Below are 22,577 nucleotides of genomic sequence, written 5' to 3'. Positions count from 1 at the left end.
GTTATTCGCCTTCTACCAACAGCTCGGCACCTTCACCATTCATCCAGCTTTCCAGAATCAACTGGGCAGCCATTCCATCCACAGGGTCACTGCCATAGTGACCCTTATGCCCAAGCTTGCCTGCCCATTCTTTGGCTTCAAAAGAGGTTAATCGCTCGTCGGTTGGGTGCCAGGGTTTGTTAAATCGGCCTTTCAGACGGTTACCAAACTTGCGAGCCCGGCGAGACATCTCTGACTCAGTGCCATCCATATTCAGAGGGATGCCAACCACAAAGGCATCGGGCTGCCACTCTTCAATAATCTTGCCCAGCTCATCCCAGTTGGGGATGCCATCTTTGGCTCGAATGGGAGTAATGGCATTGGCTGTGCGGGTAATCGCCTGCCCCATGGCAATACCAATATTTCGGGTTCCGAAATCGAAACCCATTACAGATTTGTAAGTCAGTTCAGTCATCTGGTTTATGCGTGGCCAGCCTCATGGCTGATCATGTTGAGATCAATGCCGATTTTGGCAACAGCACGTTCAAGGCGTTGTTCAAATGGCGTTGTGAAGAGAATAGCTTTATCGGCAGGACTGTTCAGCCAGACATTGCTGGCAAGTTCCTGTTCCAGTTGTCCAGCTCCCCACCCTGCATAACCAAGAGTGATCAGAGCGAGATGTGGTCCTTCGCCGGAACCAATACTAGTGAGGATATCCCGGGATGATGTCAGTGCAATATCTTTGGTGACGGGAATGGATGCACTTTCATCCAGCTCCCCGGAGTAGGTGTGAAGAATAAATCCATGGTCGGTATCAACAGGGCCACCGAGAAAAACGCTTTTCATCCGTTGCTCCGGGTCTGGCTGATAGTCGATACCTATTTTTTCGAACAACTCTTCAACGCTGATATCCAGTGGACGGTTGATAACAACGCCCATGGAACCTTCTTCATTGTGTTCGCACAGATAAATGACCGCGCCGGTAAAGTGCGGGTCATTCATCTGCGGCATGGCAATGAGCAAGGTGTCGCGCAGACTGTCATGAGTTGCCGTTTCGATCATTTCATTCCCTACCCGCCAAAGACGTTTCCAGGTTCAAAGCGCCAGGTTCTGATGATTTCAATAACATCATACTCCTGTAGTTCTGGTGGGAAAGGTGAAAAGGGTGATGACATCCGCACAATGTTCTTTGCCGACTCATCAAGAATGTCATAACCGGAAGACCGGATAACCTCTATAGCCTTAAGGCTTCCATCCCTGCGAATCTGCACAGCTAAACGTAACTCGCCGTATATCTTCTGCTTCCGTGCTTCCACAGGATAGTTGATCTGGCCTATGCGCATAACTTTGCGCCGCCAGGCTTCCTGATAAAACACATCAGCCTTACGGGTGGAGGCTGAGTTAATTCGGTGAACGACTGGCTTTTTGGCATAGGCCTGTCGCTTACGGAAAAAGTCAGCTTCAAGGCTGGCAATTTCAGCGCTGAGATCAATCTGGCGTCTGGGTGGTTCCTCCACAGGAACAGGATTTGGTTTTTCCTGCACTTTCTGTGACTGCACCTTTGTCTCTGAGCGCACAGAAGTGATCCGTTCAGCCTTCTTATCCTGAGTTTTGGGCAGTTGAGCTGTTTGCTGCTGCAATTGCACAGTTTCAGGTTTGTCGCTCTGAAAAGGTGCTTTTACGTCGCTGGATGGTCTGGCTTTTTCATCCAGAGAGCCACTACCCTGCTGGTTCTCTTGAGCCAGGTAGTCAGCCTTTTTGGGGGCTTCGGTTGTAGGGAATTTTGCCAGAGTAATTTCAAGTGTACGGGCCGGTGGCTCAGGCTCCTGTAAAGCAAAGCTCAGCCCGTAAATCAGAAAGCCATGCAAGACCACTGCTATCAAAACACTGATAGCAGTGGCTGGCTTCAACAGAGAAGAGTTAAGAATATTCACGAAAAACGTCTTTATTGTTCTGCTCCTGCGCTTTTCTCCGCAGACGATGTTTTAATGGTTGTTCAGTTTTTCACTGATGACATCCATCAGTTTGTCTGCAATAACCACGTCCTGCTGATCCTCGATCTCTCGCAAGCATGTTGGGCTGGTTACGTTAATCTCGGTTAAATAATCACCAATAACATCCAGACCAACGAAGATTAACCCTTTCTCTTTAAGAGTGGGTCCTACCTGCTCGGCAATCCAGCGATCTCTGTCTGACAATGGCTGGCTGACACCAGTACCCCCAGCAGCAAGGTTGCCCCGGGTTTCGCCTTTCTGGGGAATTCTTGCGAGAGAGTAAGGTACCGGCTCGCCATCAATCATAAGAATGCGCTTATCCCCTTCGGTAATCTCCGGGATAAAACGCTGGGCCATAATCTGTTGCTGCCCATAGTTCGTCAATGTTTCGAGGATCACACTGATATTTGGGTCACCTTTTTTCACCCGGAAGATGGCTGTACCGCCCATGCCGTCCAGAGGCTTGTAAATCACATCCTCATGTTTGGTGGCAAAGGACTTTAGGGTTTCCATATCCCGGCTAACCATGCTACGGGTTGAGCATTGGGGGAACAGGGTGGCGAAATATTTTTCGTTACAGTCTCGCAGGCTGGAAGGCTTGTTCACAATCAGGGTGCCTGCTTGTTCAGCCTGCTCAAGAATGTAGGTGCTGTAGATGAACTCGTTGTCGAAAGGGGGATCCTTGCGCATCAAAATAACGTTCAGGGATGAAAGCTCTTCGGCTCTTTTCTCCCCCAGAGTGAACCAGTCTGCAGGATCATTGCGAACATCTAACGTTGCCATTTGCCCCATGGCAACACCATCTTCCTGGTAAAGGTCGCTTTGTTCCATATAGAACAATTGCCAACCCCGCTTCTGTGCCGCAAGCAGCATAGCCAGAGAGGTGTCTTTTTTGAAATTGATGCCCTGTATAGGGTCCATCACGATGCCTAGGCGAATGCTCATGTGTGCGATCCACTGCAGTAACACAACTGACCGAACAGTGTATCGAAAGACTGCCTGCGAACCCAGCACGCTCTGAGTTTTGTTTTTAAAAAAGTGCCTGCGGTGAAAGTGACAGGGGGTTGATGGGTGTCATTGTTGTCAATACAAAATCCGGTAAGGATAGGGTTCTAAAAATACTAATTTGAGTTGTACTAATGATAAGAAAAGGCATAAAAGCGTTTTCAGTTGTAGCGCTTTTACTGGGGACGGCATTCACTCAGGCAAGCGATCGGCTAACTTTGCTCACAGAGAGTTATCCACCTTTTAATATGAGCATTGATGACCGAAACTTTGCCAGAGGTGACGGTGTTGATGGGATATCAACTGACATTGTTCGCGAAATGATGCACCGTGCTGGTGTGGAATACACACTCACGCTTCGGTTTCCCTGGAGCAAAATTTATAACCTGGCCCTGAATAAGGCCAATTATGGCGTCTTTTCTACGGCCAGAAGTGCAGAGCGAGAAGACTCATTTAAATGGGTTGGGCCCATTGTTGATAATGACTATGTCGTGTTTTCCCTGCCCGGGAAAAAAATAAAAATAAACAGCGTTGAGAGTTTGAAGAAGTACAGGGTTGGCGCTTACAAGGACGATTATGTCACGAATGTTCTCAAGGCAAGCGGCGTTAAAGTACTGGAATCATTAAAAGACAGCTACAACGCAACCAAACTTAAAGAGGGGCGGATAGATCTGTGGGCAAGTGGCAGCTTGTCTGGCCCCTACGGTGCCGATCAGGTTGGTGTCACAGGTTTGAAGCAAGTTTATCTCGTTGAGTCCAAAGGTCTTTATTTGGCGCTGAACAGCGGCACGTCCAACCTCATTGTGAAAAAGCTACAAGCCGCTCTGGATCAAATGAAAAACGATGGATCTGTTGATGCAATATACGATCAGTACCGCTGAGCTGATAACTTTCGACCATCGTAAACGTGACTCAGTCGTGTTCTGCTGTTGGTGGTGAGAGGGAATGTGTGGTAAAAAAGCAGGCAATGTATCTGTAATAAACAGAAGATAATAATAAGAAACACCCTGATTTTTCGTTAGGGATTACAGCAGAATAACAGCTGGCTGTGCATTCAATGGCCTGTCAGGGGATAAGGTACAAAAAAGATGAGTGACAATTTCGCTAATCTCCGGGTAATGATTATTGATGACAGTAAGACTATACGGCGCACGGCAGAAACCCTGCTGAAGAAAGCTGGCTGTGAAGTTATTACTGCGATCGATGGTTTTGATGCGCTGGCCAAAATTGCCGATACACGACCCCATGTGATTTTTGTTGATATCATGATGCCGCGTCTCGATGGCTACCAGACCTGCGCACTGATTAAAAATAATAGCCACTTCAAAAGTACACCGGTCATTATGCTGTCCAGTAAAGACGGACTGTTTGATAAGGCCAAAGGCCGGATTGTTGGCTCCGATAAATATCTGACCAAACCATTTAGTAAAGATGAGTTGCTGGACGCTATTAAAGAGCATGCGCCCGAAGCAGCTTGAGAAAAAGATGCGGCGTAATTAACGCCGTTAATCAAAGTGCAAAGAATAGAGAAACACAGTTACTAATAGCAGTATTCAATTGTTAACTGTTTGTTGATGGGGGAAAAATGGCTCGAGTATTGATCGTTGATGATTCACCAACGGAAACCGTGATTCTGGAAAAAATTCTGACGAAAAACGGTCATGAAGTTCTCAAGGCTGAAAATGGTGCCGATGGTGTTGCTCTGTGTCGTGCAGAGAAGCCAGACGCAGTATTGATGGACATTGTTATGCCAGGTTTGAATGGTTTTCAGGCGACACGTCAGTTAAGTCGTGGCGCCGAAACCAGTGATATTCCTGTCATTATTGTGACGACCAAAGATCAGGAGACTGACAGGGTCTGGGGAGAGCGTCAGGGAGCGAAAGGTTATCTGACCAAACCAGTTGATGAAGGCAAGTTGCTCAGCACGCTGAAAAGCGTAATGGCAGCCTGATAACTTTTGAAGCCGATGCTTTAAGCAGCGCGGATAAAGTGGTGAAGATAACGTTATGAAGGGCTCGTCATGAAGAGAACGGAAACTCCTTTTGAGCTGTTGCTGGATCTGGATCAGAGAGCCAGAGCACATGCTGCAGGTCTGCCCGCTCAGGAAGAAGTAAGAAACTACTGGAGCGGTGTCGGATTTATGCTCAATGGGCAGCGTTATGTTTCCCCTCTTGAAGACGTGCATGAAATCCTTCATATCCCGGAAACTGTGACCGATATCCCTGGTGCTTATCCGTGGGTAAAAGGTGTGGCAAACGTCCGTGGACGTTTGCTGCCACTGATTGATCTTAGTGGTTTCTTTGGATTTGAAAGTGGCCCTGTTCAGCAATCGGAGCAACGTGCTCTGGTTGTTGAACAGGGCGACTTGTATTGCGGCCTTGTTGTTGATGCGGTTTCAGGGCTGCAACATTTTGAAGTTGAAACATACAACAGCAGTATTCCGGCCAACATGCCGGAGAGTGTACGTTTCTGTATGGCAGGTAGTTACCAGCGCGAAGCCGAGTTTCTGGTACTCAGCTTTCGCACTCTGGCAAAGAGTGACAGGTTTCTACAAGTATCGCCGGGAAGTGCGGTGGCCTGATGTCAGACACTGAATCGGTAAAATAACAATAACAGGGAATGCTGCGGCTAGCGGGAGCCAGTAAAAACAATGAAAGCCAATGAATCTGGAAAAGGTGGTAGCAGGACAACAGGTGTCCTGTTTACCTTCCTTATCGTTTCACTTGTCGCAATGGTTGCGGCCTTCTGGTTTATTAACCGACAGGCCAACTTCGATAAGGAATATATTGCCCATGCTGGTGAATTGCGGGTTTTATCCCAGCAGATCGCCAAAAACGCAACGGAAGCCGTATCGGGTAAGGAAGAGGCCTTTGGCCTGTTGCTGAATGCCCGGAACGAATTCCAGCGTCGCTACGACATTCTGTCTGGCGGTGATGCCAAAATGGGATTGCCTGCTGCTTCTTCTCAGCCAGGCATTGTTGGTGAGCACATGGCTGACCTGTCTGCGACCTGGAACGCAGTACGGGAAAACACCGACAGCATTGTTGATAACGAAGAAACAGTTCTGGCTCTTCACGATGTTGCTGCAACCCTGTCTGAAACTATTCCTCAGCTGCAGATTGAATACGACGAGATTGTACAGATTCTTCTGGAAACAGAAGCTTCTGCTGATCAGGTTGTAATTGCTCAGGAGCAGTCACTCCGAGCGGAACGTATCGTAAACAGTATTGCCCGGGTTCTTGAAGGTGGTGAAAACGCGGTAATGGCTGCTGACAGTTTTGGTCGTGACGCCAAACTGTTTGGTCGGGTGCTGAACGGTATGCTGGAAGGCAACCTCGCCATGGGTATCGACCAGGTAGAAGATGAAGAAGTAATCGACCTTCTGACTGAAATCGCCGACCTGTTCGAGTTCGTATCCGGCTCTGTAGACGAAATTCTGGAAACCTCTCCTGAACTGTTCCTGGTAAGGGAAGCATCCGATGCGATCTTCGCCGATTCTCAGGAGCTGCTGGCAGATACTTCTAACCTCGCCAACTCTTTTGAAAACCTGGCTGGTGAGCGGAACATTGTTCAGGGTAACGAATACACCGTTGTTGCTCCTGGTATTATCGCCCTGCTCTCAGTTCTACTGATTGGCTGGTCGATGGTTCGGGAAACTCGTGTCCGTCTGCAGGAAACTGCGGAAAGCAATGAAGCCAACCAGGCTGCGATCCTGCGACTGCTGGACGAACTGGCGGACCTTGCAGATGGTGACCTGACAGTAACGGCAACAGTAACTGAAGACTTTACCGGTGCGATAGCCGACTCCATTAACTTCTCTATTGAGCAGCTGCGTACACTGGTAGATACTATTAACCAGACTGCGCAATCGGTATCCACCGCTGCTGACGAAACCCAGAATACGGCACACCACCTGGCCGAAGCTGCCGAGCACCAGGCTCAGGAAATTGCAGGAGCGTCTGCTGCGATTAACGAGATGGCGGTGTCCATCGACCAGGTATCCGCCAACGCTGTGGAATCTTCCTCGGTTGCAGACCGGTCGGTAGAGCTGGCGAACAAGGGTAACGAGGTTGTACAGAACACAATCTCGGGCATGGATACTATCCGTGAACAGATTCAGGATACTTCCAAGCGTATTAAACGACTGGGTGAATCTTCCCAGGAAATCGGTGACATCGTATCCCTGATTAACGACATTGCCGACCAGACCAACATCCTTGCACTTAACGCTGCAATCCAGGCCTCCATGGCCGGTGATGCAGGTCGAGGCTTCGCGGTGGTTGCGGACGAAGTACAGCGCCTTGCAGAACGTGCTTCTGCGGCAACCAAGCAGATTGAAGCACTGGTTAAAACCATCCAGACCGATACCAATGAAGCGGTTATCTCCATGGAACAAACCACCACTGAGGTGGTACGTGGAGCAAGTCTGGCACAGGATGCGGGTGTGTCTCTGGAAGAGATCGAAACAGTATCCCGTTCCCTGTCTGAACTGATTGCAAACATCTCCGGAGCTGCACGTCAGCAGGCGTCTTCTGCTGGTCACATCTCCAACACGATGAACGTAATCCAGGAAATCACCACTCAGACGTCTTCCGGTACTAACGCGACCGCACGCTCTATCGGTAACCTCGCCGACATGGCGGGTGACATGCGTGAGTCTGTATCCGGCTTTAAGCTTCCAGAAGGTGAAGAGGAAGCGACTTCTGAAGAAGAGGATTTTGCACAGGTATAAAGCCTGTGCATTTGAGGTCAGAGTCCTGACACCCCGTGGTTATGCACATGCATAACCACGGCACATAAAAGAGATACGTAAGAGATCCCGGTCAGGAAATAGAATCATGCCGATACCAACCTGGATGACAGACCGGCTACCGGATTTAACCCGCGATCAGTTTGAACGCTGGCAGTCCCTGCTGGAAGAACGCACCGGGAATCATTTTTCCTGGCAGCACCGCTCAATCCTGCAAGCCGGATTGGTTCGGCGTATGCGTGAGCTTGAACTTCGCAGCTACGACGAATACCTCAACCTGATTAATGAGCCGTCTTCGCACCTTGAATGGACGACTCTGGTTGAGAACCTGACTGTGCGGGAAACCCGCTTTTTCCGCCATCAGCCTTCCTGCAATGTTGCCCGCAACTATCTCGATACATTGCTGGAAAGCTCTGATCGCAGTTCTATCGAAGCCTGGAGTGTTGGGTGTTCAACCGGTGAAGAAGCCTGGACACTGGCCATGCTGATTCATAACAAAGTCAGTTCACAGGATCGGGTCGTTCGGTTTGGAGTGACAGCCACAGATATCAGTCTTGAAGCTTTAGCTCATGCCCGCAAAGGTATTTACAAAGAACGACTGGTGTCGCCCCTTGAGCCGACGTTGAAAGAGCGCTTTTTTCAAAAGGCTGGCCCAGACCGGGTTCAGGTTGTGGAAAGGTTAAGGGAGCGGGTCTGTTTTGCCCGGGTCAATGTTCTGGACCTGGATCGCGCTCCCATGAGAAATATGGATCTGATCTTTTGTCAGAATCTGTTGATTTATTTTCGCCGCTGGCGGCGCATAGCAATTATCGAGCAGCTGGTAAAACGGCTGGCTCCCGGAGGCCTGCTGGTACTGGGTCCCGGAGAAATTACTAACTGGCAACATCCGGAGCTGGAACCGGTGGGCAATGACCAGACATTGGCCTTTGTCAGGCGGAAACTCTGAAAACAAGAGCCCGCGAAAAGAATTGAAAGAATAATCAGCAATGCCGTGGCATTGACCATGGTAGACAGGAGCGATTATGGGGGATCACCGCGACATGGGTGACCAAAACCTGCCCGAGAACACTTTGGCAGAACATGGTGGACAGTCTCAGGACTGGGTTGCTTTGGACTGGGTACGGGGAGAAATCACCGACACTCTGGCTCAGGCTCGACAGTCTTTGGAAGCGTATGTTGAGAACCCGCAGGACGATACACGACTGAGGTTTTGCCAGAATTACATTCACCAGATCCACGGCACTCTGGAAATGGTGGAGTTTTATGGCGCTGCTCTTCTTGCTGAAGAAATGGAAGGGCTTACCCAGGCGCTGCTGGATGGCACTTTGTCTGCCCGTGATGAAGCTCTTGAAGTCCTGATGCAGGCGATTTTGCAACTCCCTCCCTATCTGGAGCAGGTTCAGGCAGGTCGCAGGGATTTGCCGGTTGTTATCCTCCCTATTCTTAATGATCTGCGAAGTGCCCGCGGCGAGAGTCTTCTGTCTGAAACATCACTGTTCAGTCCGGACCTCAGCGGTTTGACGCGTACTGTCGATGCCGAAGCGTTAGCTCGCTTAAACAGTGATTCTCTTGTGCAGCTGGTGAAAAAGCTGCGGCAAATGTATCAGTTTGCTCTTGTTGGTTTCTTTAAAAACTCGTCTGATAGAGTCAGCCAGAATTATCTGGATCGCGTCTTCAATCGCATGGAGTCCTTGTGCGACGGTTTACCTTCCAAGGATATCTGGCCTATCGCGCAAGGGTTGGTTCAGGCTCTGGTTGCTGGCGGAATTCAGAATAATCCGACTGTTCGTAACCTATTGCGTCAGATTGATCAGGTTCTCCAAAAACTGGTTGATGGCGGACCAACGGCGTTTAACCAGCCAGTTCCTGAAGACCTGCTGAAGAACTCACTCTATTACATCGCCCTGAGTACCTGCTCTACACCGAAAGCTCAGGAGGTGAAAGAGAAGTATCAGTTGGGCATTGCGCTTCTGGATGAAGAAACCGTAAACCGTGAGCGCGAGAAGCTGAGTGGACCAGATCGCGAAGCCATGGGGTCGGTTGTTAAGGCTCTGTCTGAAGAATTGATGACAGTGAAAGATGCTTTGGATTTGTATGTGCGTAACCCTGAAGGTTCTGCCCTATCCGAGCAGATTCCATCTCTCAGACAAATCGCAGATACTCTGGCTGTTCTGGGTTTGGGTATTCCGAGAAAGATTATTATCGAACAGGTGGAAGCCCTTTCTACCATCGTCAACAGTCAGGATCACGATGACAACCAGCTGATGGATATTGCTGGCAGCCTGCTTTATGTAGAAGCAACCCTCAGCGGTATGGCAGATAAAAGCACAGGCGTGCTGCAACAATCTGAAGAATCAGCGGATTTCCTCAACGCCCGTCGCACAGTTATTCAGGAAGCCTGTACTGGGCTTGAGCAAGCAAAGGGTGCCATCGTTGATTTTACCGCCCTACAATGGGACAAGAGTTACCTTCAGCCTGTACCTGAAACACTTTCTTCTGTTTATGGAAGTCTGGAAATCATTGGTCAGAGTCGTGTATCTGAACTGGTTAAGTCGGCAAGCAATTATATAGAAAACGTTCTGCTACCTTCAGATGCTGACCCCGAGTGGGCAAACATGGAGCTGCTGGCTGATGTTCTTGCTGGCGCAGAATACTACCTTGAGCGATTGGGCGACGGTGATGATGATCAGGGTGAGTCCATTCTGGATATTGCCTTTGAAAGTCTCGAGCAACTTGGTCTGCCAGAAACCGCCGGTACTGATTTCCAAGAGATAGAAATCACCATCCAAGATGCCGAAGAGTTGAGCATCGACGAGTTTACCGTCGACGAAGCGAGCGGCGAAATTGATCTCGATATTGATTTTGAGCTGGATGATGTCGAGCTTGAGGAAAGTATTGAGCCAGATACTGATGAGGATGAGCTGAGCTTTGATGGTCTGGAAGTTCTGGAGCTGGATGTCTCTGAAAGTTCAGAGCAACAAGAGTCAGTAGACGCTGTTGAAGTTATTGAAGAGATAGAGATTCCAGACCTTGAAATTGTTGGTCTGGAAAAAGAAGAAACAGTTCCAGTTGCAGTCGTTGAAGAGGAAGAAGACGAGCTCGACGAAGAACTCATTGAAATCTTTGTAGAAGAAGTTGGTGAAGTTCGAGAGCTACTGCAGGAATACTTCCCACGCTGGCAGGCCAATCAGCAGGACCAGGAAGCACTGACAGAATTCCGTCGGGGATTCCATACGCTGAAAGGCAGTGGTCGCATGGTTGGTGCGACTGTTGTTGGCGAGCTGGGCTGGTCTGTTGAGAATATGCTCAACCGGGTTATTGAAGGCACAGTGGAAAGCTGTGACGCTATTGTAAACCTGGTTGATCGAGTTATTGCACTGCTTCCTGCTCTGGTGGATGACTTTGCCAATAACCGCCAGAAGATGACCGATGACGTTCAGGCCTGCATGGATGAAGCTGATGCCTGGAGTCGTGGTGAAACGCCGGTTCTGGTTGAAGAACCAGTAGAATGTGTTGCTGAAGAAACTGTTGAAAACGCAGTTGAAGAGGCAGTGGAAGACAGTGAAATCAATCTTGACGAGAACGACCTGGACTTCAGCTTTGAGCTGGAGGATGACTCTTCCGAAGAGCTTGTTGAGTCTGAAATCGAAGTTGAAGAGATAGAGCTTGAGACTATCTCTTTGGGTGAGTCGTTAGAAACCGTACCTGAAGACATCGTTTCTGAAGAGATTTCTTCAGAAGATATAGTGCTGGAAGAGATTCTTCTTGAAGAAACACCTTTCGATAACGAAGCAGAACAAGAAGATGAGCCTGAACAGGTAGAAGAATCTGTTCTGGATATGGATTCTGAGCTGCTGGTTATTTTCGGCAAAGAAGCAGCGACTCATCTCGGAACAGTAAACTCTTTTATTGATCAATTTAATGGGTCAGAAAACACATTAGTTATCAGTGATGAATTGCAACTTGCTCTGCATACTCTAAAAGGCAGTGCCGGTATGGCTGGCCTCACCCATGTGGCTGAGCTGGTATCTGGGCTGGAACGCATGGCGAAAGAGTTCCGTGGTATGGGGCTTGAGGCCGATGAACAAGTCGTTGGACTGTTAACTCGTACCAGTCTGTTGCTTCAGGAAAGTCTCGATAAGATTAATGCGGGTGTGCATCAAGACCTCGAAATATCTGGCGCAATTGAACTGATTGCTGATGTTCAGGAGCTCTATGAGCAGCGTATAGCCGCCTGTGTGGACGAACAGACCGAATCTTTAGACACAAAGCCTTCCACTTCTTCCTTTATTGCCAGGCATATGGATCTGGTGCTGGATGCAGCACCTTCTCTACGGGAATGGAATCGTAATCCTGAACATAGTCTGATTAATGATGTACAGACGGGCCTTCAGTCACTGGTCGACAGTGCCAGAGAGATTGAACAGGATATTTTTGCCGACGCTTCAGAGCAGTTAATAGTTGTTTATCAGGCGTTAAGAAACAAAGCGGAAAGTGTTTCCGATGTTGCAGTGGATACACTGGTCGCAGCTCATGACCATCTAGTAGATATGATGGATCAGCTGGCTGCCCAGCAGTCACCTGCTCAGTCTGAATCAATTCTTTCAAGATTGCAGGCTCTGGTTGATGACCTAGAAGCAGAGCCTGAATTTGAAGATATAACCCATGCTATAGAAGAGACTGTTGTCGAGCTGTCGTCTGCTGATACGCAACCTGATAGTAAACAGGAACTGCCAGTTGCAGTTGTTGAAGAAGACGATGACACAGATCCTGAACTGGTTGCCATCTTCCTTGATGAAGCGGTTGATAATCTTGGTGCAGCTTCTGCTGCATTGTATCGCTGGCTGGATGACCACTCAGACCTGACCGAACTTGCTGAGCTGCAGCGTTACCTGCACACCATCAAAGGTGGTGCCCGTATGGCTGGTATTGCCGCCATTGGTGATCTTGGGCATGAGCTGGAAGATGTTTATGAAGCCCTTAGTCAGCGTCGTCTGCAAGCTTCGAATGACCTGATTAACCTTCTACTCCGTGGGCATGATGCTCTCGAAGAGATGCTCAGTGAGATCCGTTCTCACAACCCCTGTAGTCCAGCAGATGGTCTGTGTGAAGAGATTCGGGCTGTTATGAAACAGGCTGCGGATACTGCACAGCTCGAAAAGCCAGAAAAAGAAGAGATTGAAGACGTTTCAGTTGCTGAAGAGCCTGTTGATGAAGTAACTCAGGTTCCAGAAGCTGCTGTTGAAGCAACACCAGAGCTTGAAGTCGTTCCTGCACAAGAGCAAGTTGCGGCTGTCGAATTGCCTGAAGACCTTGATCTCGAAATGATCGATATCTTCAAGGAAGAGGCTGGAGATCTGCTCGATGAAATTGAAAAGCAGGTGACTGGCTGGATTGATGAGCCTGGAAATCGTGAATGGCCAGAGCTGCTTATGCGCAGCCTTCACACCCTGAAAGGCAGTGCCCGTATGGCTGGCCTTCAAACTCTGGGTGAAGACAGCCATAACTTTGAGATGAAGGTACAGCAGATTCAGGAAGGCGGAGTTTCTGACGCTGATGTCTCCGCTATCAAAGAGCTTGCAGATTTGCATGGTCAGTTACACAGTGACTTCGATGCGATTCTTAATGCCCTGAGTGCTTCTGCACAACAAGAAGTTACCTCGGTTGCTGACAGTAATGTTGTACCTTTCCCCGGAGCTGGAACGCCAGAAAGTGGTGAGCGCATCAGCGCTCCTGCGGCCGAAATCCTACAAAAGGTTGCGGATGCTCGAACAGAAACCAGCGACAGAGAAATGGTTCGGGTTTCAGCCGAACTACTTGATGAGCTGGTAAACCTTGCCGGTGAAACCAGTATCTCCCGTTCTCGAATTGAACAGCAGGTCAGTGATTTCAACTTCACCCTGAAAGAGATGCATACCACCATTGACCGTTTGCAGGGGCAGCTGCGTCGTCTTGATATCGAAACGCAGGCTCAGATCCTTTCCCGCCATGAAGGTGATGTCGCTGACCACCCCGATTTTGACCCATTGGAAATGGACCAGTACTCGGAACTGACCCAGCTATCCCGTGCACTTGTGGAATCCGCCACTGACCTTATGGACCTCAAAGGCGCTCTGGAAGACAAGAACCGGGATTCTGAAACCCTTCTGCTCCAGCAGTCACGCATCAATACGGAACTGCAGGAAGGTTTGATGCGCACGCGCATGCTGCCATTCAACCGTATGCTGCCACGGCTTCGCAGAATTGTGCGGCAGGTGTCTGCCGAACTGGGCAAGCAGGTTGAACTGAAGGTTGTGAATGCTGAAGGTGAAATGGATCGTTCTGTTATGGAACGCATGGTTGCCCCACTGGAGCACATGCTTCGTAACGCAATCGATCACGGTATTGAAGATTCCACCGAGCTGCGTGTTGCTAATGGTAAGTCGGAAACTGGTGAGATTCGTCTGAACCTTGAACGGGAAGGTGGCGAAATTGTTCTATCTCTGGCCGACGATGGCCGTGGCTTGAACCTTGATGCTGTTCGCAGTAAGGCTGTTGAGAAAGGGCTGCTGGATGCTAATGCGGAAGTCTCAGAGAATGATATCTCTCATATGATTTTCCAGCCTGGATTCACTACGGCAACTAATGTTACCCAGATTTCAGGCCGTGGTGTTGGTATGGATGTTGTAAACAGTGAGCTCAAACAGCTCGGTGGACACATTGATATTCATACGGAAGAAGGCAAAGGAACAGAGTTTGAAATTCGCCTGCCATTTACTCTTTCTGTTAACCGGGCACTGATGGTTAATGTGGGTGAAGAGCAGTATGCCGTTCCACTGAATACCCTTGAGGGTATTGTACGACTGAGCCCGTTTGAGCTGGAAAGTCATTACAGTGCTGATGACCAAAAACTCGAGTATGCCGGTCGCAGTTACCAGCTGCATTATCTTGGCGAGCTTCTGCATAACCGCAACCCAAAGCTGGAAAATGTAACTCACGAGCTGCCAGTTCTTCTGGTGCGTGCCGGTGATAGCGGTATTGCAATTCATGTAGACAGTTTGGTTGCCAGCCGTGAAGTTGTAGTAAAAAGCCTTGGGCCACAATTTGCTGGCGTACGAGGCGTAAGTGGCGCGACAATTCTTGGTGATGGTCGGGTTGTTGTGATTCTTGACCCTGTAGGGCTGCTGCTCGGTTATACCAAGCAACAGGCTGCTGATGGCACGGCTCAAACAGTGGCTCCAGCTATTGAAGAAGAAAACAACCTGGTTATGGTTGTGGATGACTCGGTAACGGTTCGAAAGGTTACCGGTCGTCTGCTGAAGCGGAATGGCTACCGCACCATTTCTGCACGGGATGGTGTAGAAGCAATGTCTCTGCTTCAGGAGCATCGTCCTGCAGTTATGTTGCTTGATATTGAAATGCCACGAATGGATGGTTTTGAAGTTGCAACTGCTGTGCGTAACCATCCAGAACTGAAGGATCTTCCAATCATCATGATCACTTCCCGTACTGGCGAAAAACACCGTCAGCGGGCGCAGGATATTGGTGTGAATGAGTACCTTGGCAAGCCTTTCCAGGAAGGTATGCTGCTTGAAACCATCAGCGGATTTGCCAAGCGTAATGACTGATCAGAAAACCCGCACAGGAATTGGCATTATCGCTGACCGAACTCTGGTTCGGCAGCGACTTCGGCAGACCCTTGAAGAAAAAGGGTTTATCGTTGTTGCCAATATTCCACCGGAAGGCTGCAGCGAAAGTTTGCTGGAGTCTCCCGTTGTGCGGGTTTGGCTGGTCGATCTGGAGGATGAAGACAGCCACGACGAGTTGCTTGATAAGCTAGCAGACATTCCTCGTGTGCCAGTGTTTTACGATATCGGTTTGCCGGATAGCCAAACATCTGGAGCCAGCTCTCCTGAACTCAAGCTTCGTTGGGAGCGCAGGCTGACTTACAAGCTGAATGAGTTTCGCGATCCTGAACCAGCTGCTGAGCCCTCAACTCCTGACATTGAAAACGATCAACGGGTTGTATCCTGGCCGATTAAACCTACTCAAAAGAAACACTCTGCACGCTCCGGAAAGGTTGCCGAAACGGTATGGGTGTTGGGCGCCTCCCTTGGTGGGCCAAATGCTGTAAAGCAATTCCTGGATGCTTTGCCTGAAGGGTTACCTGTTGCCTTTGTTTATGCGCAGCATATAGATAGAGAATTTGCCTCTACATTGGCTTCCACTATCGCCCGTCATAGCTTCTTTAATGTGGTCACCACAAGCCCGGGGTTGGTATTAGAAGAAGGCGATATTCTGCTGACACCAATTGATTACAAAATTGAGTTTGATGGTCGGCGAAGACTGCATCTTATGGATCAGGGCTGGAGCGGTTCGTACAGCCCTAATATTGATGAAGTTATGGAAACGGTTCGCCGCACCTGGCCACAGACCAGTGGAACAATTATTTTTTCCGGAATGGGAAAAGATGGTTCCCATGAAGCTCGCCACTATCATCGAAATAAGCGTCCGGTATGGGTGCAGACCCCGGAAAGTTGTGCCAGCAGTTTGATGCCAGAATCCATTATTGAAGTTGGTTGTGATGACTGGCAGGGAGCCCCGAAGGAACTGGCCGAAAAGCTGACTAAAACAATAGAGAGCGATCTGAAGCAGAAAAATAGTCAGGTTGTTTCTGGAGATTAAAGATCATGGCAGAAAACACTCAACAGATTGCAGCGATGCTGGTGTCAGTGGGCGACGATGTTTTACTGGTTCCGGGCACTGTTGTTGCGGAAATGATCCCTTACCAGGATCCAAACTCTGTTCAGGGAAAGCCTGAGTGGTTTCTTGGTGAAATCACCTGGCGGGATGAAACTGTACCGGTGATTTCCTTTGAGCTTGCCGGAAACAGCAAGTCTAAAGAACCGACAGCTGAAACCCGTTTGGCTGTTTTTAATGGTGTATCCAAAAATAGCGATCTGCCCTTTTATGCTATTCCTGTTGAAGGTATTCCTCGTTCGGTAAAGGTTGAGACTGGTGATGTTTTACCACTAAAAAACAAGAAGAAAAGTGCAGATGTAATCAGCATGCGAGTCAGCGCTGCCGGGGCAGAGGCGATTATTCCTGACTTGGATAAACTGGAAGAAAAACTGCTATCAGTCTGATAGCTGCTCCACATTATTGAGGCACTGACGTTTGAATTGCATTTGCAGTGCCTCCAGCTCCTCTTTGTTCAGTTCCACGCGGTTGTTAATATTTGGAATCAACTGGTAAAGGCAGCGACTCTCAGCACCGCTGTCGCCCTCTGGTGTTCGTGGAAAAGATGCCTGCGGAAAAATCGTGACACGATTCAATTGGTTTGAACCCGTAAGCGAGTAACCTTCCGAAATTGTACCAATACAGCATAGGGCGCAGTCTGAAAGTGTTGTTGATGGCACTTTTACACCCTGACCGTAATTGACCAGTTCCGCCGGAGTGATCCTGCGGGTAACAAGAAACTTGTTCGGTGTCTGAATAAGCAGATCGTCGATACCACCGAAACAGCGATCGCCACCTGTGACAACCTTAACAACTTCCAGGGTTGATGATGGTTTATCTGAGCCGTTCAGAGTCAGACCTTTTACGATCACTGCATTAGTAAATGTGCCGCTGCCTCCATAGTTTGTAATCTGAGTTAGCAGCACTTGGTTACTCTCTAACCCGCCGGCAATTTTGTACGCAGAAAATGCTGGCAGGTCTTCATTAATATTACCTTCTGAGTCTTGATCGGCTGACCAGGAAACGTCCCATGGAGAGTCTGGGGTAACGTTCAGGTGAGAGTATTTTTTTTGGCAGGCTGCAATATTGATAGAGGCAGACTGTGATCCAGAATGCATATCTACAAGATCACTAATGCAGAGAGGATGCACAACCTGAGTTTGCTCATCGGAGGAGCAGGCAGCCAGAAAACACAGAACGAAATACAGTGACAGTCTTTTCATAGCTGCTGATTTTAGATCGTAGATTATGACTGCTGCCAGTCGCCCCAGAGATATTGCATCAGACTGATAGCTGAGATGGGGGCCGTTTCTGTTCTGAGAACTCTAGGGCCGAGCGCCAGTGGGTGAAACCGCTTCTGTTCCGCCAATGAGATTTCATCTGCGGTTAAGCCGCCTTCAGGACCGATAAGCAGGGAAACGGACTCTGGCTGCTCATAACCAGTCAAAGCTTTTTCTGTTCTGTGGTGAAGAACAAAGTTGAGCTGAGTTGTTCGGCTTTCCAGCCAGTCATTGAGCTGCATTGGTGGGTGAATAACCGGAAGAATATTTCGACCGCACTGTTCACAGGCGCTGATAATAATTTGTTGCCAGTGGCGCAGGCGTTTGTCCTGACGTTCGCTGTTTAGCTTTACTTCACAGCGTTCTGTAAACAGAGGTGTGATCTCGGTGACACCACATTCCACAGCTTTTTGGATGGCATAATCCATCCGCTCGCCCCGGCTTAGAGTCTGGCCGAGAGAAATATGCAGAGGCGACTCTTTATCTCCGGGAATATGCTCTAGCGGTACAACCTGAACTTTCTTCTTGGTAACCTCGCTTACACGAGCCTGCCAGCAGCCACCTTTACCATTAAAAAGAATGAGCGGGTCGCTGGCTTTCATACGCAAAACCCGGCCTACATGATTGGCTGCACTTTCAGGAAGATCGACAGGCTGATAGTCATCGAGAGTTACGGGAACATAAATACGAGGGTTGCGCATGGGTTTGTCTACAGCAAGAAAGAAAAACGAATCTGCTTATTGTAACGAATGGGCTGGTTGAATACTAAACTGCCCTGATTTTTCCTCTACAGCTTTTCTAAAGGAAGGTGTTGTGACAGAGCGAAACTCATCATCAATTATTCTGGGTATCTGTTTTGTAGCTGGTTTGGCAATTGCCGGATATCAGCTGGCGGAAGGGATTGTGCGCTTTCAGACCCTTAATCGCTCTGTGGTTGTAAAGGGACTCTCTGAACAGGAGGTTCCGGCAGATATTGCCATCTGGCCGATTCGCTTCAAACAGGCAGACAATCAGTTAAGTAATCTGATCAATGGCATTGATGAAAAGAACCAGCAGATTATCACCTTTCTGCAGGCAAAAGGTTTTTCCCGGGATGATATTTCCATAAGCCCGCCTTCTATAACTGATAATGAAGCCAACAGTTATGTGGATTCGAGCAAAATTCGCTTCCGTTACACAGCAGGTTCTGTAGTCACTGTTTATACCAGCGATGTAGATAAAGTGAGAACTGCTATGCAGGATGTTGGTGAGCTTGGACGACAGGGTATAGCTTTCAGTACCGATGATTACAACGCGCGTACAGAGTTTTTGTTTAACGGGCTGAATGATCTGAAACCAAAGATGATTGAAGAAGCTACCCAGAAAGCTCGCGAGGTTGCGGAGAAGTTCGCCCGAGACTCAGACAGTAAACTCGGAAAGATTAAGTCAGCCCGCCAAGGGGTATTCCAGATCAATGATCGTGATCGGAACACACCCTATATCAAGCGGGTGAGAGTGATTTCTACAGTCGAATATTACCTTGTGGATTGAAACCCTGAATTAAGTTTCAGGATACAGTCCAAGGTTTTTAACAATAGCCAGTGACGGCGCTGCCTGGTTCAGAGTGTAGAAGTGCAGTGCCGGTACACCAAAGGCGATCAGTTTTTCACACATTCTTGAAACAGTTTCTTCACCAAACTGGCGGATGCTGGCACTGTCGTCACCATAAGCTTCTAGCTGCTTGCGCAACCAGCGAGGTAGTTCTGCGCCGCAAGCATCGGAGAAGCGAGCCAGTTTCATGTAGTTGGTGATAGGCATGATTCCCGGAACAACGGGCACATCTATTCCCATGGCAGCAACACGATCCATAAAGTAGAAATAGCTGTCTGGGTTAAAGAAATATTGCGTAATCGCAGAGTTTGCCCCTGCATCTATCTTCCGGCGGAAGTTATCAAGGTCAGAACCCATAGAGCGAGCCTGTGGATGAACTTCCGGATAGGCTGCAGTTTCTATATGGAAGTGGTCACCCGTAGACTCTCGGATAAACTCAATAAGCTCGCTGGCATATTGAAACTCCGCATTTTCCAGTCGCCCCATGCCCGATGGCAAATCTCCACGCAGAGCAATAATTCTGTTGATTCCCAGGGACTGATAGTCCTTAAGGATGTAGAGAACTTCTTCTTTGCTATGACCAAGGCAGGCAAGGTGAGGCATAACCGGTTGACCGGTAGCTTCTCTGGTTGCCAGAAGAGTTCCACGGGTGCGACCGCGTGTGGAACCGCCAGCTCCGTAAGTGACGGAGTAAAATTCAGGGTTACTTACTGCCAGCTGCTGGGCCTGAGCTTGCAGTTTCTCCGCACCGGCTTCTGTCTGGGTGGGGAAAAATTCGAAACTGATGGCTGTCATGATGGCCGGGTTAGCCGGTATTAAGCCGGACCCTCCTCCTTCTTAAAATCGTTTTTACTTGTCTTTGTATCCTGCCAGAGCTGAGTAATGAACTCTGGCAGGAGCTTTAGTTTATTGTGCAGAGTTTTAGTACTTGTAGTCGTCAGACTTGAACGGACCATCCACAGATACATGAATGTAGTCTGCTTGTTGTTGGGTCAGTTTGGTCAGCACACCGCTGAACCCTTCAACCATATAACGGGCGACTTCTTCATCCAACTGCTTGGGTAGAACTTCCACAGTAATTGCCGCCGCTTTCTCAGAAGCTGGCAGGTCTGCAAACTTGGCTTCAAACAGATGAATCTGTGCAAGAACCTGGTTTGCAAAAGAACCGTCCATTATACGAGACGGATGACCTGTGGCATTACCGAGGTTGACCAGACGACCTTCAGATAGAAGAAGCAGATGGTCTGCTTCATCATTGCTGCGATGGATTTTATGAACCTGAGGTTTGATCTCATCCCACTGCCAGTTTTCACGCATGTAGGCGGTATCAATCTCAGTGTCGAAGTGACCGATATTGCTGACCACACAACCATTTTTCAGATTGCTAAGCATGGCGCTGTCACAAACGTGTACATTACCGGTTGTGGTCACAACCAGATCAGTACTGCCAAGCAGCTCTTTATCAATACAGCTGTCTTCGCCAGTGTTCACACCATTTATATAAGGAGAGACAACTTCAAAGCCATCCATACAGGCCTGCATGGCACAGATTGGGTCAACTTCCGTTACCCGAACAATCATGCCTTCCTGTCGCAGTGAGGCCGCAGAACCTTTGCCAACATCACCATAACCAATTACCAAAGCTTTCTTACCAGAGAGCAAGTGGTCGGTTGCCCGTTTGATTGCATCGTTCAGTGAGTGGCGGCAGCCGTACTTATTGTCGTTCTTGCTCTTGGTAACAGCGTCATTCACGTTAATGGCTGGAACTCTCAGGGTACCCTCTTCCAGCATTTCCAACAGGCGGTGAACACCGGTGGTGGTTTCCTCAGAGATACCGTGACAGTTATCCAGAATTTCAGGGTATTTGTTGTGGAGCAGAAGGGTGAGGTCGCCACCGTCATCAAGAATCATATTGGGCTTCCATCCGGCTACATCAGCGCCAATGGTCTGCTCAAGACACCAGTCATATTCTTCTTCAGTCTCACCCTTCCAGGCAAAAACCGGAATGCCACGGGCAGCGATTGCCGCAGCAGCATGATCCTGAGTCGAGAAGATATTGCAGGAGGACCAGCGAACATCTGCGCCAAGAGAAACCAGAGTCTCGATTAAAACAGCCGTCTGAATGGTCATATGAATGCAGCCCATAATCCGGGCGCCTTTCAGTGGCTGGGAATCGTTATAGCGATTTCGAATAGCAATCAAAGCCGGCATTTCAGACTCGGCAATTTGAATTTCTTTTCGGCCCCAGTCAGCCAGATCAATGTCTGCGACTTTGTAATCACTGAATTCCAGAATATTAGCTGCGTTCATATTCATTCTCTTTTGTGACTGGCTGTCAGGGTGATTGCCAGAAGGATTTATTATTGTGTAGGCAGTCTAGCAACAGCCTTACGCTATATCAATTTATTTTGATATAGCGATTTGAGAGTTTGAAATTCAGAGCAAGAACAGAAGTTATCTCTTCTAACAAGGGTGTATAGGGGGTTGTACATGGGCGGGAATGTTTGTGCTGACCACAGGTCATAGTTGTAGACCATAGCGACAGCCGCATATTGCGATTGCTGGTATTGGATGTCCTTGCGGTCCATCGAATCCACATGTCCCAGCCTATTTGAGAGGAGGAAAGGGAATGAAAACTATCAAATCAGGGAAATTGACCACCAAAATAGCAGGGGCTCTGTTCACAGTAGCAGTGGCACTGTCTTTCAGCGGTGTTCTTCATGCAGGTGTACCCAAGCGGCAAAGCGATGAGGCTTCCCGTATCAGGTACAAAAATAATAATAATCAGCCACCGGTTGTTATAAACACTCCGCCAACTCCGGCCACGCCTCCGCCTGTAGTAACTGAATCAGCTCCAGCAGCGACTGTGACAACTACAAATACTGATACCAATATCAAGCCTCAGGAAGTTAACAAGCCTGAGGAGACTAACAAGCCTGAGGAGACTAACAAACCTGAGGAGACTAACAAGCCTGAGGAGACTAACAAGCCTGAGGAGGCTAACAAGCCAGCGTCTAGTGCTTGGAGTAGGTTTAAGAATGGTGTTTACAATACCTTCTATGGCGACTCTTCTGGCGAGGAAACTGAAGAGCAGAAGAAAGAGCAGGAAGACAAGCTGAAGAAAGAGCAGGAAGACAAGCTCAAGAAAGAGCAGGAAGACAAGCTCAAGAAAGAGCAGGAAGACAAGCTGAAGAAAGAGCAGGAAGACAAGCTCAAGAAAGAGCAGGAAGACAAGCTGAAGAAAGAGCAGGAAGACAAGCT

At 48.7% G+C, this 22,577-nt stretch carries 19 protein-coding genes; 11 read left to right on the top strand and 8 right to left on the bottom strand.

All coding sequences use genetic code 11. The annotated features are described in order from the left end of the window. Window position 1: 1 nt before the first annotated feature. The 4 genes from ruvX to gshB are packed head-to-tail and all read right to left on the bottom strand — an operon-like array spanning window position 2 to window position 2,918. On the bottom strand, window positions 2-454 hold the full coding sequence (gene ruvX / locus ACY2RR_RS15335; protein WP_490109042.1) for a Holliday junction resolvase RuvX: 453 nt from the start codon (window positions 452-454) through the stop codon (window positions 2-4). Between the two features lie 5 nt (window positions 455-459). Beyond that, on the bottom strand, window positions 460-1,041 hold the full coding sequence (locus ACY2RR_RS15330; protein ID WP_490109041.1) for a YqgE/AlgH family protein: 582 nt from the start codon (window positions 1,039-1,041) through the stop codon (window positions 460-462). 8 nt (window positions 1,042-1,049) lie between these two features. Continuing rightward, window positions 1,050-1,913 (bottom strand): energy transducer TonB, encoded by an 864-nt coding sequence (locus ACY2RR_RS15325; RefSeq protein ID WP_490109040.1) that lies wholly within the window; start codon window positions 1,911-1,913, stop codon window positions 1,050-1,052. A gap of 51 nt (window positions 1,914-1,964) precedes the next feature. Continuing rightward, entirely contained in the window at window positions 1,965-2,918 is a 954-nt protein-coding gene (gene gshB / locus ACY2RR_RS15320) for a glutathione synthase (protein WP_490109039.1), read from the bottom strand. A 194-nt stretch (window positions 2,919-3,112) separates the two neighbouring features. Between gshB and ACY2RR_RS15315 the strand changes: the two genes are divergently transcribed. From ACY2RR_RS15315 to ACY2RR_RS15275, 9 genes are all read left to right on the top strand, one after another. After that, window positions 3,113-3,859 carry a substrate-binding periplasmic protein gene (locus ACY2RR_RS15315; protein WP_490109038.1) on the top strand — a complete coding sequence of 249 codons (747 nt, stop codon included), beginning with the start codon at window positions 3,113-3,115 and terminating at the stop codon, window positions 3,857-3,859. A gap of 207 nt (window positions 3,860-4,066) precedes the next feature. Continuing rightward, complete coding sequence (gene pilG, locus ACY2RR_RS15310; protein WP_490109037.1) at window positions 4,067-4,456, top strand: twitching motility response regulator PilG; 390 nt, start codon at window positions 4,067-4,069, stop codon at window positions 4,454-4,456. A 107-nt stretch (window positions 4,457-4,563) separates the two neighbouring features. After that, the gene (gene pilH, locus ACY2RR_RS15305; protein WP_490109036.1) at window positions 4,564-4,929 is read left to right on the top strand and encodes a twitching motility response regulator PilH; all 366 of its coding nucleotides are present in this window, start codon (window positions 4,564-4,566) and stop codon (window positions 4,927-4,929) included. Between the two features lie 69 nt (window positions 4,930-4,998). Further along, window positions 4,999-5,559: a chemotaxis protein CheW gene (locus ACY2RR_RS15300; protein WP_490109035.1), complete on the top strand. Its 561-nt coding sequence runs from the start codon at window positions 4,999-5,001 to the stop codon at window positions 5,557-5,559. 69 nt (window positions 5,560-5,628) lie between these two features. Continuing rightward, window positions 5,629-7,710 carry a methyl-accepting chemotaxis protein gene (locus ACY2RR_RS15295; protein WP_490109034.1) on the top strand — a complete coding sequence of 694 codons (2,082 nt, stop codon included), beginning with the start codon at window positions 5,629-5,631 and terminating at the stop codon, window positions 7,708-7,710. A gap of 106 nt (window positions 7,711-7,816) precedes the next feature. Further along, a complete protein-coding gene (locus tag ACY2RR_RS15290; RefSeq protein WP_490109033.1) occupies window positions 7,817-8,674 on the top strand; it encodes a CheR family methyltransferase in 858 nt (285 codons plus the stop codon). 76 nt (window positions 8,675-8,750) lie between these two features. Continuing rightward, a complete protein-coding gene (locus ACY2RR_RS15285) occupies window positions 8,751-15,335 on the top strand; it encodes a hybrid sensor histidine kinase/response regulator (RefSeq protein WP_490109032.1) in 6,585 nt (2,194 codons plus the stop codon). Then, a complete protein-coding gene (locus ACY2RR_RS15280; RefSeq protein WP_490109031.1) occupies window positions 15,328-16,392 on the top strand; it encodes a chemotaxis protein CheB in 1,065 nt (354 codons plus the stop codon). The genes ACY2RR_RS15285 and ACY2RR_RS15280 overlap by 8 nt, the downstream gene beginning before the upstream one ends. Before the next feature lie 5 nt (window positions 16,393-16,397). Further along, window positions 16,398-16,853, top strand: coding sequence for a chemotaxis protein CheW (locus ACY2RR_RS15275; protein WP_490109030.1), 456 nt, complete (start codon window positions 16,398-16,400; stop codon window positions 16,851-16,853). On the opposite strand, the gene ACY2RR_RS15270 is transcribed toward ACY2RR_RS15275, so the two are convergent. After that, window positions 16,845-17,669, bottom strand: a complete 825-nt coding sequence (locus tag ACY2RR_RS15270) for a hypothetical protein (protein WP_490109029.1) — start codon at window positions 17,667-17,669, stop codon at window positions 16,845-16,847. The genes ACY2RR_RS15275 and ACY2RR_RS15270 overlap by 9 nt on opposite strands. A gap of 23 nt (window positions 17,670-17,692) precedes the next feature. Further along, window positions 17,693-18,427 carry a 16S rRNA (uracil(1498)-N(3))-methyltransferase gene (locus ACY2RR_RS15265; protein ID WP_490109028.1) on the bottom strand — a complete coding sequence of 245 codons (735 nt, stop codon included), beginning with the start codon at window positions 18,425-18,427 and terminating at the stop codon, window positions 17,693-17,695. Between the two features lie 112 nt (window positions 18,428-18,539). Between ACY2RR_RS15265 and ACY2RR_RS15260 the strand changes: the two genes are divergently transcribed. Continuing rightward, window positions 18,540-19,256 (top strand): SIMPL domain-containing protein, encoded by a 717-nt coding sequence (locus ACY2RR_RS15260; RefSeq protein WP_490109027.1) that lies wholly within the window; start codon window positions 18,540-18,542, stop codon window positions 19,254-19,256. A 9-nt stretch (window positions 19,257-19,265) separates the two neighbouring features. On the opposite strand, the gene metF is transcribed toward ACY2RR_RS15260, so the two are convergent. Beyond that, window positions 19,266-20,111 carry a methylenetetrahydrofolate reductase [NAD(P)H] gene (gene metF / locus ACY2RR_RS15255; RefSeq protein WP_490109026.1) on the bottom strand — a complete coding sequence of 282 codons (846 nt, stop codon included), beginning with the start codon at window positions 20,109-20,111 and terminating at the stop codon, window positions 19,266-19,268. A 126-nt stretch (window positions 20,112-20,237) separates the two neighbouring features. After that, window positions 20,238-21,626, bottom strand: coding sequence for an adenosylhomocysteinase (gene ahcY, locus ACY2RR_RS15250; RefSeq protein WP_490109025.1), 1,389 nt, complete (start codon window positions 21,624-21,626; stop codon window positions 20,238-20,240). Between the two features lie 319 nt (window positions 21,627-21,945). Between ahcY and ACY2RR_RS15245 the strand changes: the two genes are divergently transcribed. Further along, window positions 21,946-22,577: hypothetical protein (locus ACY2RR_RS15245; protein ID WP_490109024.1), on the top strand; the 632-nt coding region annotated here is incomplete at its 3' end.

It is taken from the genome of Parendozoicomonas sp. 2304DJ65-17, from assembly GCF_058148445.1.
The sequence above is the reverse complement of the archived record's forward strand: the minus strand, read 5'-3'. Positions and strand labels throughout refer to the sequence as shown.

What these genes read in the sequence shown, in the direction of transcription:
- gshB (WP_490109039.1), bottom strand. Translation starts at nt 2,918, where the DNA reads ATGAGCATTCGCCTAGGCATCGTGATGGACCCTATACAGGGCATCAAT.
- metF (WP_490109026.1), bottom strand. Translation starts at nt 20,111, where the DNA reads ATGACAGCCATCAGTTTCGAATTTTTCCCCACCCAGACAGAAGCCGGT.
- ACY2RR_RS15265 (WP_490109028.1), bottom strand. Translation starts at nt 18,427, where the DNA reads ATGCGCAACCCTCGTATTTATGTTCCCGTAACTCTCGATGACTATCAG.
- ACY2RR_RS15290 (WP_490109033.1), top strand. Translation starts at nt 7,817, where the DNA reads ATGCCGATACCAACCTGGATGACAGACCGGCTACCGGATTTAACCCGC.
- pilG (WP_490109037.1), top strand. Translation starts at nt 4,067, where the DNA reads ATGAGTGACAATTTCGCTAATCTCCGGGTAATGATTATTGATGACAGT.
- ruvX (WP_490109042.1), bottom strand. Translation starts at nt 454, where the DNA reads ATGACTGAACTGACTTACAAATCTGTAATGGGTTTCGATTTCGGAACC.
- ACY2RR_RS15330 (WP_490109041.1), bottom strand. Translation starts at nt 1,041, where the DNA reads ATGATCGAAACGGCAACTCATGACAGTCTGCGCGACACCTTGCTCATT.
- ACY2RR_RS15295 (WP_490109034.1), top strand. Translation starts at nt 5,629, where the DNA reads ATGAAAGCCAATGAATCTGGAAAAGGTGGTAGCAGGACAACAGGTGTC.
- ACY2RR_RS15285 (WP_490109032.1), top strand. Translation starts at nt 8,751, where the DNA reads ATGGGGGATCACCGCGACATGGGTGACCAAAACCTGCCCGAGAACACT.
- ACY2RR_RS15270 (WP_490109029.1), bottom strand. Translation starts at nt 17,669, where the DNA reads ATGAAAAGACTGTCACTGTATTTCGTTCTGTGTTTTCTGGCTGCCTGC.
- pilH (WP_490109036.1), top strand. Translation starts at nt 4,564, where the DNA reads ATGGCTCGAGTATTGATCGTTGATGATTCACCAACGGAAACCGTGATT.
- ahcY (WP_490109025.1), bottom strand. Translation starts at nt 21,626, where the DNA reads ATGAACGCAGCTAATATTCTGGAATTCAGTGATTACAAAGTCGCAGAC.
- ACY2RR_RS15275 (WP_490109030.1), top strand. Translation starts at nt 16,398, where the DNA reads ATGGCAGAAAACACTCAACAGATTGCAGCGATGCTGGTGTCAGTGGGC.
- ACY2RR_RS15315 (WP_490109038.1), top strand. Translation starts at nt 3,113, where the DNA reads ATGATAAGAAAAGGCATAAAAGCGTTTTCAGTTGTAGCGCTTTTACTG.
- ACY2RR_RS15280 (WP_490109031.1), top strand. Translation starts at nt 15,328, where the DNA reads ATGACTGATCAGAAAACCCGCACAGGAATTGGCATTATCGCTGACCGA.
- ACY2RR_RS15300 (WP_490109035.1), top strand. Translation starts at nt 4,999, where the DNA reads ATGAAGAGAACGGAAACTCCTTTTGAGCTGTTGCTGGATCTGGATCAG.